We start from the raw sequence: 9,067 nt of genomic DNA on the forward strand, positions 1-9,067 counted from the left end.
CTGCTATTGTCTATTTCCCTCATACTTTCCGCCCCGTTAAGTAAGCCTGTTCCATTGCCGGAGTCCCCGCTACATCCCCCGGCTTGTCTACACCGTAGGCAAACATATAACCGCCTTCCTTGTTGCCTTCTCCGCGAAAACAACCGATATACTTACGAAAACTGTCAATCATCGTTTTCATGTATTCTTCCGTAGGAGCATTCCCTGCGCTAATCATATAAAAGGTTTTGTTTGTCAGCGCTGTTGACACGGCAATAGTTCTGTCAATAACAATTTTCATCTGTGCGTTCCATGTATAAAAATAAACGGGTGATGCGAATACAATTACATCCGCGCCCATCATTTTTTCATAAAGGAGCGGCATATCATCTTTCTGAACACAGATACCGCCGTTTTTCTGACAGGCAAAGCAACCGAGACAGCCGCCTATTGTTTTATCTTTAAGATATATTTTTTCGCTCTCTGATCCGGCTTCCTGTGCACCGCGAATAAACTCATCGCTCAGGCGGTCGGTATTTCCATTTTTACGGGGACTGCTCAACAGAATCAATATTTTTTTCCTCATAATCTCGTCTCCTTTTTACCGTACCGTTCCAAGTTTACGAAGCCATGACGTTACATCTCTGTTTGGTATCGTCACTCGGGTGGCATCTTTTGGGTTTGTATCAAAGGCACTTACCTCAAGCCCTTCGCCGATGTAAGCGCGGGGGCAGGTCTTTTTTAGGTCATCAAGGCTACGCCCAAAACGGCTGTTACCGTGGGTAACGAGGGGGTAGATCGTTTTCCCGGAGAAATCGGAGGCTTCAAGGAATGTAAAAACGCCCATCGGCATGGTTCCCCACCAAATTGGGTAACATAGAAAGACCGTACTGTATTGCGCCATGTCGGTAACACTCGCCACAAGCGCGGGGCGGGCGTTACTGTCCAATTCCCGTCTAGCTACAACGGTACATTCGTTGTATGTATCGGGATAAACCGTTTTCGTTTTTATCTCGAACAAAACCCCATCGGTTTCCCGCGCTATCTGTTCGGCAAGTGCCTTAGCGTTTCCGCTCCACGAAAAATAGGCAATTAAAATTGTGCCTTTTTGATTTTGTGCTTCCATATTTCCCCCCATGCAAAATAATCCTGCTAAAACAGATACAAACAAAAATACTTTCTTCATTTTACGCTCCTTTTTGCCCAATCCACTACGGCGTTTTTTGTTCTCTGTATGTTTCGTCCACTGCCGTTATACCCCTGCACCACCTTTGCGGCGGGGGCTAGTCCTTGAATATCCTGAATACTGTTTCCAAAGCCGCTACCAAAATGCGTACAAGACGCTATGATTGTCTTGCCTGAAAAATCGTATTCTTCAAGAAATGTAGCAACAGCCATCGGTATAGTTCCACACCAGTTGGGATAGCACAAATAGATTGTGTCATAAGCGCCCATATTTTCAACGTGGGTACATAATTCCGGTCTTGCATTCGCATTCATTTCCGCATAGCACATGGTATTCAGTTCATTCATGCCTACAGGATATTTTTTTTACCGTCCGTATTTCAAACACCGTACCTCCGATTATTTCACTGATAAAACCAGCAACAATTTGCATATTGGGAATAACGATACTTGCCTGTGATGTTGCGTCTATTGACGGGTCGATTAAACTTTTGTCAACAACATCGCTTGTGGTAAAATAGGCAATGAGGATATTTCCCATACCGGAACCTACAGTACCACCTGAATTCCCGCTTGTGGAACGCGAAGAACCTTGCGCCTGCGCTTTTGCAGTAAAACCAAACATTGATACGCTTATCGCAAGCGCGATACCTAAAACAAATATTTTTTTCATTTCTAGCTCCTTTATACTTTCTCAAAACTTACGGCAACATCTTTCAAAAATTGCCGAATGGTAAGGTGCTGCGGACAATGTTTTTCACATTCACCGCATTCTACGCAATCAGACGCTTTGCCGCATCCTTGTGAGCGGCGTTGGTAATATAAATCCTGAACATAAAAAGGCTGCGCCATACTTTGCTTTTTATTGTTATAAAGCCCAAAATAATCAGGGATAGGAATATTTTGCGGACAGGTATCAACGCAATAGCGGCAAGCCGTGCAGGGAATAGCGATATTCCCCGCTATAATATTGACAGTCTGTTCCAAAATTGCCCGTTCTTCATCGGAAAGCGGTATAAAATCCCGCATAAAGTCTGTGTTGTCATTCAGTTGTTCCAGCGTGGACATTCCGCTCAACACGGTGACGACGTTATCAAGGCTTGCGACATAACGTATCGCCCACGAAGGGACGGACATATTAGGATTATGCCCTTTCAAAAGTTTTTCCGCATTTTCAGGCACGTTTGCAAGAGTTCCGCCTTTCACCGGCTCCATGACGATGACGGGCTTGTTATGCTTCACCGCTGTTTCATAGCACTTTCGGGATTGAATACCCTCGTTGTCCCAATCAAGGTAATTGATTTGTAACTGAACAAATTCAAAATCGGGATAGTCAGTCAAAATTTCGTCAAGCAATTCGGCGGTGTCGTGAAAAGAAAAACCTATATGCTTTATTTTCCCTTCCGCTTTTTTCGTTCTTATAAAATCATACGAGTTGAATTCGCAAGCGATTTTATAATTTTCCGCCGACATGTCATGCAAAAGATAATTGTCGAAATAATCAACTCCGCACCGTGCAAGCGATTCATCAAAAAATTTTTCCTGATCTTCCGAGCTTTTCAGTTTGTTAAGAGGCAGCTTCGTAGCAAGTCTAAAACTATCCCGTGGATAGCGTTTGACCAAAGCCGCGTTGGTTGCCGCCTCACTAGAGCCGTACACATAAGCGGTATCAAAATAGTTGAAGCCCCGCTCAATAAAAATGTCAACCATACACTTCAACGTATCCATTTCAACGTTTTCCACGTTGAACCTGTCATTTGGGTCTTTCAGCGGTAAACGCATAAGCCCAAAGCCTAGTTTTTTTTCAAACATATTAACTCCTTTTACCATTACCAAGTTCCTCGATATGGTGTGTCATATATTCCTTAAAATAGGTTGTATAACTTTTGGTGCTTTCGAGTAGTTGCTGCCTGTCTTTTTCGCTTAATTTTTTCATTGCTCTGTTTTCCGCGTCTTTTATTCTAAAAATATATTTTTGGACATATTCTTTTCCTTTCTTTGTAAACCGGATAACTTTGTTGCGTCTGTCGCTTTCAAGTTCAGTCATCTTTATAAAGCCGTCTTTTAGAAAAGACTTTATGATGAGGTTAACGGTCTGTTTGGGAAGAAAACTTTGTGAGCAAATGTCCTTCTGCGTACAAGTTTCCCCAACGCTATTGATAATACTCATGACCAGCAGCACGCTATAGGTTGTGCCTAATGCCTTGGCATATTCTTCATATTGAAGGTTAATTTCCCGCCATAAACGGCAATATTCGTTTACATCGTCATTTGTAACGCTATCCATCATGCTCTCCATAACTATCAAGATATGATACAGTCTAATATCTGTATCGTCCAAAATTAGACTAATCTTTAGAGGATTTTTTGTCAATAGGGTTCTTGAAAAAAATTGAATTTACGAAGCGGCGGCACGGATGCCGCCGCTTCGAATATTTCAGGTTTTGTTGCTTTTGTTTATTCTTTATTCAAACAAATTTGGGGCATTTCAAATTTCGCATAACGTGAAAAGTTTGCGGAAAAGAGTCTGACGCAAAACGTCGCCGGGAATCGAAGACGGCAGACACAGTTGCTTGTCAGGAGGACTTGTTAGAAGCCTGCGCGTTGGTGGAGTAAAAATATGACTACAGGGTTATGGTAAAAATTCCGATGATGATAAACGCCCTGTCCCTATAGCGCCGCCTGCGTCAGCCACTCCCGCGCCTCGTCCATATCAACGCGGAAGCTGGCGTAATTCTTCTTTTTCAGGCGCTCGGAAAGCACCCACTCCCATTTCTCTGTTGCCAGACCGCGCGAGCCGGAGAGCAGCTCCAGCGCGTCGGGCAACGACTTGGCGCGGAACGCCCGGAGCGCCCGGCGGACGTCGCCAGTCCGGTGTCCGTGCGCTGTGAGCGCGGCGCCGCCCAGCGCGCAGGGAATGCCGCCGCGCCGGAGCAAAAGCTGTAGCGCGCGGTTTCCCCGGTCGCCGAGCCACGTGAACACCGCCGCGCCCCCGCCCGTCGGCACGACGGAGGCAGCCGACAGCCCCAGCCGGCGGTACGCCTCGCGCCCTTCGGAAAGGAAACGCTTCGCCACGTCGTCCGCGAACGGCACGTCCCCGCCCGACTCGTACAGTTCCCGCATTCGGGCGCGAACCTTCCGGTCGAGCGAAAACCCTCCCCCCGCGGACGAGGGCAGGCGACCGCCGGTATAGGGGGCGACTTCTATGACGCGCGCTTTTGAGTCGACCGACAGCACACGCCACGACTTTCCGGCAAAGGCGAGGACCTCCCCCGGCTGAACGCCGCGGCGCACCGGCAGCGTGCCGAGCGTCTCCTGTTCGCTCACGAGGCGGTACTCTTCGTCCGTCGGGAACGATGCGTAGAACGAATAATGGGCGACCATGCGCTCGCCCTTCTCGCTCAAGAAAAGCGCCCCCTGTGCGCCCGCCTCCACGAACCCGCGCCCTTCAAGCGAGCGCAGCGTTTCCCCGAAGTCTTCCTCGGATACGGCACGGAACGGGCCGCTCCGGCACAGCGCCGCATACGCTTCTTCCGCCGCAATACCGCCCGACTCGGCGACGAGCGCGAATATTTGCTGCACCAGCGTCGATAAAAACATGCCGCCCGGGCGCGGCGGCTCGCACCAGCCGTCGAGCAGCAGTCCGATAGCCGCGCAAAACTCAAAGGTGCTTTCCCGCAGATCGGAGCGCAACCCCTGACACGGACGCTCTTCCTCTATGACGAAGGCCCGCAGCGCCGCCGCCTCGCCCTGCCGTCTGCCCGACCGCCCCAGCCGTTGCCGCAGGCTCGACACCGACGGCGGCGGCTCAATCTGCGCGACGCTCTTCACGTCGCCAATGTCTATTCCCAGCTCCAGCGTGTTCGTGCAGACGACCGTTGTGCCGTGCTCCCGCGATTTGAGTGCCTGCTCCGCCTCTGTGCGGGCTTCGCGGGGCAGGCTGCCGTGGTGCGCGTAAAACTCGTTCGGCACGCCCATTTCGTCGCACTTTTCGCTCAGCAAGTGCGTGTACAACTCGACCTTGTTCCGTGAATTGGGGAACACGAGGTTGTTCGACCCGTGCAGCCGCCGGAACAGATAGTCCGCAATTTCCCGCTCCGCGCCGGTCGATTCGGTTTCCGGTTGTCCTTCCCCCGCCGCGGTATGGGAGGCTTCAGATATGCCCTTCAGCACGATTCTGACCGAATAGCCGGCGTCCGCCGACTCGACGAGCGCGCATTCGGGGCGCCTGACGCCGCCTTCCTGCAAAAACGCGGCGGCGAGCTTCAGGTCGCCGAGCGTCGCCGACAGCGCGACCCGCGGAACGATTCTTTGCACAACGCCCGCGTCGTCGGCGGACGTTCCCTGCGGAGTCGCGTTCCCCTCGCCCACACCTTTCGGCGCCGCCTTGTTTTCAGGCGCAGTCTGCGGAATCGCGCCGCTTGCGGACAAACCTTGCGCCGCCGCGCCGGAAATCCGCCGCTCGATTCGGAACAGCAGCGACTGAAGCTGCTTGCCGCGCTCACTCCCGATAAACGAATGCAGCTCGTCGACGACCAGATACTGCGCGTCTTTGAACAGGCGCGCGGCTTCAAAACCGTGCAGACACAGAAGCGCCTCAAGCGATTCGGGGGTGATAAGCAGGATTCCGGCGGGGTCTTTGAGAAAGCGGCTCCGCGCCGACGGGGAGGTGCCTCCGTACCACCGGTACACCGGCACGCCGAGCGAAGCGCACAGGTCGCTCAGGCGCGAGAACTGGTCGTTGATGAGCGCGGTGAGCGGGCTGACATACACCGTCAGTCCAAATCCGCCTTCCCGCGCCAGCATATGGGTCAGGATAGGCAGGAACGCCGCCTCGGTCTTGCCGCTCGCGGTTGCCGCCGAAATGACGACGTCACGGTCGCGGGCAAGCAGCAGCGGAATGGCGCGCTCCTGCACGTCGCGGAGTTCCGTCCACTCGTGCGTCCAAATCCAGCGTTTTATGCGCTCGTCGAGCAGGTCGAACGAGCGGGACCGGTCGGCGTTGCTCTTTTCCAACGGCATTGTCCCTGTGTAACAGAAAGGCGTGCCGAAAACCGCGCCGCGAGCGGGCGTTCCGGCAGAGGGAAGGATAGCGCACTGCGGCGCGTCTGAACAGGCGGGCGTGTCTCCCGCTCGGCGTTCGGCAGAGCATTACCTCTGCGCCGCACGGATAATGCAGCTCTCTCGATAGGCAAGTCCGGCGGTTTTGGATTTAAGACCGCCGCCGGAATCAGGACGGAAATGGAGCTTTTCGGCACCGACTATGACACATGGGACGGCACCTGCCCGCGACTATATCCACGTGAGCGACCTTGCCGCAGGACACGCCGCTACGCTCGACTACCTTGCGGAGCACGACCGGAGCCTGACCACCAATTTGGGGAGCGAGTCCGGCGTCTCGGTGCGGGAAATGCTCGACGCGGCGCGCCGGAAACCCGGCGGCGCTGACTGCGTCGTCGCAGTGCGCCCGCGAAACGCTCGGCTGGAGTGCCCGCCATTCAGACGTGGAATGTCTACCGGCGTTCGGCGGAGTCGAATGCCTGAGCTTTTTTAGGGAACTCGTCTTAAGGGAACTCGTCTTATAGGGAAGCGAGGAGTGCCTCACGGACACCGCCCTGCATGTGCGCCTTGTGCGCGCGGCGGGGGTATTGACCGAGCGCGGGCGCGGGATTATATTGTAGCGATACAGCGGGGATTGAAGCGATTCGTTCCCGCGCAGTGTTTTAACGTTATATGCTGCACGGCGTCCTGCGCGCGCGAGGCAGCAACACGGTTTTATGAAGGAGGCCTGTATGAAAGCAACAAAACCGCTGTTCGCGCTACTGTTTTGCCTTGCGGCGCTGGGCTGTCCTAACAGTCCCGGCGGGGGCAGCAAACCGCCGGTAACTAAACCCGAAACGCCGGACAACCCCGACACAGAGACTGAATTGCTTGAATGTCCGGTGGAGACCAAATTCCAGATAGAAGTGTCGAGAATAGGCAACGAACAGAAAATGTCGGAGAGAGAAAGCAGCAAAATACGCAACACGAGCGGGAGGTACTGGCAGCTTGACGAAACGCTCGACGCTATCGTGTACAAGGCGCAACAGGCGTTGCTGAACTACAAAGAGTATGAGAGGCTCAATGAGGTAGAATATGCGGCAAAATATCCGAAACAAGCTGATCCGTTATAGAGAAGACAGTTATTGGTTAGGCGACCCTGTCGGATATGTTATAAGCATGACAGCGAGACTGTGGTATATAGGTTTGGTACCGAGCGCATGTTCAGCAAGCTCTGGTTTGCCGCCGCTAACGTAACGCCGTGAATATGAGGGAAACTGCGGCTCTATATCGCTCGGCATAGAAACGGACGACTCTAGCCTCGGAGACAGGTGCAGTGTGACGGACAGGCGTCTGCGGCCGGGCTGTATGACGCCGCAGAGAAGCGGGCAAAGTCCGTTTCCTTCTCTCCATAGAGGTCAGAGGAATATGGGTAACGTCCGAGTTTCTTCAAGAAACTCGGCATATGGGCAAACTCGCAACAGAGGGGCTGAAGTCTACCTTCCGCATAAAGCAAAACTGATTTTTTCAACCGAAGCAGGAATGCACGAAAAAACAGAGCATGTCAGCAAATCAGCCAATGTTTTTAGCTTGTGCTTTAACAAACAGCGCCATTAGCTTATATTTTTTTACTGTCCGCAGACATGCTATTCGTCAAATACCAATTCGCCCCGAACAACGTCTGCCTTCCGTATCTGCGAAAAATCAAAAATTTCTTTTGCGGACGCGCCGTTTTTCTGAAACTGGTAAAACAGCGCGTCGCTCACCAGACAATAATGCCAAACGCTATCTGTGCGTTCATCAGCGGGCAAATCATTGATTTGCCGTATCCAGTCCAGCGCCGCGCGTTTCTTTGAAAGCACATTTGCATTATCGGTGTCTTTTTGCGATTTTGTTTCTGCCAGATATACGTTTTTTTTGATTTTTACCAGAAAATCGGGGAAGTACCGCGAAATCATGCCGTCGGCGCGAATATAACTAACATACGCAAAATCGTGGATATTCTCCCTGATTTTGATAAAGCGCTCGACCGCAGCGTCGGAATCAAGGAATTGCATGAAGTCCCGTTCAAAAATTCCCTTGTTTGACGGATAGGGCAGCCAGTCAAAAATGGACTTCGCAACGCGGACGCGGAATTTTTCGCGGATTTTCATTTTAGAAATCTCTGAGAAATAGTATTTTCTCACTACTGCGTTTTGCGAAGCCGTGTTTTGCTGCATTTTGCACAGCAGTTTACTCATTTCGGCAACGACGTGGTTTACGACGCACGAATCAGCGGCGCGCACAAGCAACACGCGCCAGTTTTCGTCTATAAACGGGTCAAGCGCGCCATTAAACAGGCGTGTGCGTATATACGAATCGATAGCGGCGGCGAGTTTTGCCGCATGCACCTGCATAAAAGGAAACGTCTCGGCTTTCCTTCTGCCGGTTTTTCTACCGCTGCGGACAGCACCCCGACAATCCGCGAGATAAACTCGTTGTAGCTTTTTGCGTTGAATACCGCTTCGCTCACCTTATAGCGTCCAAACTGTGTGCCTACCGTTATCTCGTTGGAAACAAAGGTGTCGCCAACCGTTTGAGCAAAATGTTTCAGTTTATCAAGGGGAAATGCGGTAAACGGTAGCAAGCCGTCTATAGGGATTTTAGAATCGGCAAGGAATTCTTCTTTATCCTGCACAATAACCGGGAAAAACAAGTCGTACTCACGATAGTTTTCTTTGGGCGTGATTTCGATAATATCGCCAAGGACGCTGCTTCGGTTGTTTTTTAATTCGCCTGCTTCGCCAATCGTGCCTTCTTTTATCAAGTCATTGTAAAACTCTATAAAGGCGGGGTGTTCCACGATGCTCAATATATCGAAATA

12 protein-coding genes are annotated in these 9,067 nt (G+C 51.7%); 3 read left to right on the plus strand and 9 right to left on the minus strand.

Annotation, left to right across the window (positions count from 1 at the left end; all coding sequences use genetic code 11):
• Positions 1-19: 19 nt before the first annotated feature.
• The 7 genes from AWU74_RS02670 to AWU74_RS02700 all read right to left on the minus strand — a co-directional run bounded on the left by AWU74_RS02670 (position 20) and on the right by AWU74_RS02700 (position 6,180).
• Positions 20-565: a flavodoxin family protein gene (locus tag AWU74_RS02670; RefSeq protein WP_062327308.1), complete on the minus strand. Its 546-nt coding sequence runs from the start codon at positions 563-565 to the stop codon at positions 20-22.
• A gap of 15 nt (positions 566-580) precedes the next feature.
• A complete protein-coding gene (locus tag AWU74_RS02675; protein ID WP_202811824.1) occupies positions 581-1,165 on the minus strand; it encodes a flavodoxin in 585 nt (194 codons plus the stop codon).
• Positions 1,162-1,512: a flavodoxin gene (locus AWU74_RS02680; RefSeq protein ID WP_062376959.1), complete on the minus strand. Its 351-nt coding sequence runs from the start codon at positions 1,510-1,512 to the stop codon at positions 1,162-1,164. Before AWU74_RS02680 ends, AWU74_RS02675 begins: the two co-directional genes overlap by 4 nt.
• Positions 1,505-1,837 (minus strand): hypothetical protein, encoded by a 333-nt coding sequence (locus AWU74_RS02685; RefSeq protein ID WP_062327313.1) that lies wholly within the window; start codon positions 1,835-1,837, stop codon positions 1,505-1,507. Before AWU74_RS02685 ends, AWU74_RS02680 begins: the two co-directional genes overlap by 8 nt.
• 11 nt (positions 1,838-1,848) lie before the next feature.
• The gene (locus AWU74_RS02690) at positions 1,849-2,976 is read right to left on the minus strand and encodes an aldo/keto reductase (protein ID WP_062327316.1); all 1,128 of its coding nucleotides are present in this window, start codon (positions 2,974-2,976) and stop codon (positions 1,849-1,851) included.
• 1 nt (position 2,977) lies between these two features.
• Entirely contained in the window at positions 2,978-3,463 is a 486-nt protein-coding gene (locus tag AWU74_RS02695) for a MarR family winged helix-turn-helix transcriptional regulator (protein WP_162504706.1), read from the minus strand.
• 371 nt (positions 3,464-3,834) lie between these two features.
• Positions 3,835-6,180, minus strand: coding sequence for a DEAD/DEAH box helicase (locus tag AWU74_RS02700; RefSeq protein ID WP_202966394.1), 2,346 nt, complete (start codon positions 6,178-6,180; stop codon positions 3,835-3,837).
• Between the two features lie 247 nt (positions 6,181-6,427).
• Between AWU74_RS02700 and AWU74_RS11450 the strand changes: the two genes are divergently transcribed.
• The 3 genes from AWU74_RS11450 to AWU74_RS12590 all read left to right on the plus strand — a co-directional run bounded on the left by AWU74_RS11450 (position 6,428) and on the right by AWU74_RS12590 (position 7,821).
• On the plus strand, positions 6,428-6,718 hold the full coding sequence (locus tag AWU74_RS11450) for a hypothetical protein (RefSeq protein WP_187150800.1): 291 nt from the start codon (positions 6,428-6,430) through the stop codon (positions 6,716-6,718).
• A gap of 238 nt (positions 6,719-6,956) precedes the next feature.
• Positions 6,957-7,337, plus strand: a complete 381-nt coding sequence (locus AWU74_RS02710) for a hypothetical protein (protein ID WP_062327327.1) — start codon at positions 6,957-6,959, stop codon at positions 7,335-7,337.
• Between the two features lie 295 nt (positions 7,338-7,632).
• Entirely contained in the window at positions 7,633-7,821 is a 189-nt protein-coding gene (locus AWU74_RS12590; RefSeq protein ID WP_238580138.1) for a hypothetical protein, read from the plus strand.
• 29 nt (positions 7,822-7,850) lie between these two features.
• On the opposite strand, the gene AWU74_RS02715 is transcribed toward AWU74_RS12590, so the two are convergent.
• Complete coding sequence (locus tag AWU74_RS02715; RefSeq protein WP_062327330.1) at positions 7,851-8,600, minus strand: hypothetical protein; 750 nt, start codon at positions 8,598-8,600, stop codon at positions 7,851-7,853.
• On the minus strand, positions 8,513-9,067 hold a 555-nt coding region (locus AWU74_RS11455; protein WP_202966395.1), incomplete at its 5' end, for a hypothetical protein. The genes AWU74_RS11455 and AWU74_RS02715, both read right to left, overlap by 88 nt.

Source organism: Treponema endosymbiont of Eucomonympha sp. (genome assembly GCF_001028545.1).

Coding starts and splice junctions, on each gene's coding strand:
- AWU74_RS02715 (WP_062327330.1), bottom strand. CDS start 8,600: ATGCAGGTGCATGCGGCAAAACTCGCCGCCGCTATCGATTCGTATATA.
- AWU74_RS11450 (WP_187150800.1), top strand. CDS start 6,428: ATGACACATGGGACGGCACCTGCCCGCGACTATATCCACGTGAGCGAC.
- AWU74_RS02710 (WP_062327327.1), top strand. CDS start 6,957: ATGAAAGCAACAAAACCGCTGTTCGCGCTACTGTTTTGCCTTGCGGCG.
- AWU74_RS12590 (WP_238580138.1), top strand. CDS start 7,633: ATGGGTAACGTCCGAGTTTCTTCAAGAAACTCGGCATATGGGCAAACT.
- AWU74_RS02690 (WP_062327316.1), bottom strand. CDS start 2,976: ATGTTTGAAAAAAAACTAGGCTTTGGGCTTATGCGTTTACCGCTGAAA.
- AWU74_RS02675 (WP_202811824.1), bottom strand. CDS start 1,165: ATGAAGAAAGTATTTTTGTTTGTATCTGTTTTAGCAGGATTATTTTGC.
- AWU74_RS02670 (WP_062327308.1), bottom strand. CDS start 565: ATGAGGAAAAAAATATTGATTCTGTTGAGCAGTCCCCGTAAAAATGGA.
- AWU74_RS02680 (WP_062376959.1), bottom strand. CDS start 1,512: ATGAATGAACTGAATACCATGTGCTATGCGGAAATGAATGCGAATGCA.
- AWU74_RS02695 (WP_162504706.1), bottom strand. CDS start 3,463: ATGGAGAGCATGATGGATAGCGTTACAAATGACGATGTAAACGAATAT.
- AWU74_RS02685 (WP_062327313.1), bottom strand. CDS start 1,837: ATGAAAAAAATATTTGTTTTAGGTATCGCGCTTGCGATAAGCGTATCA.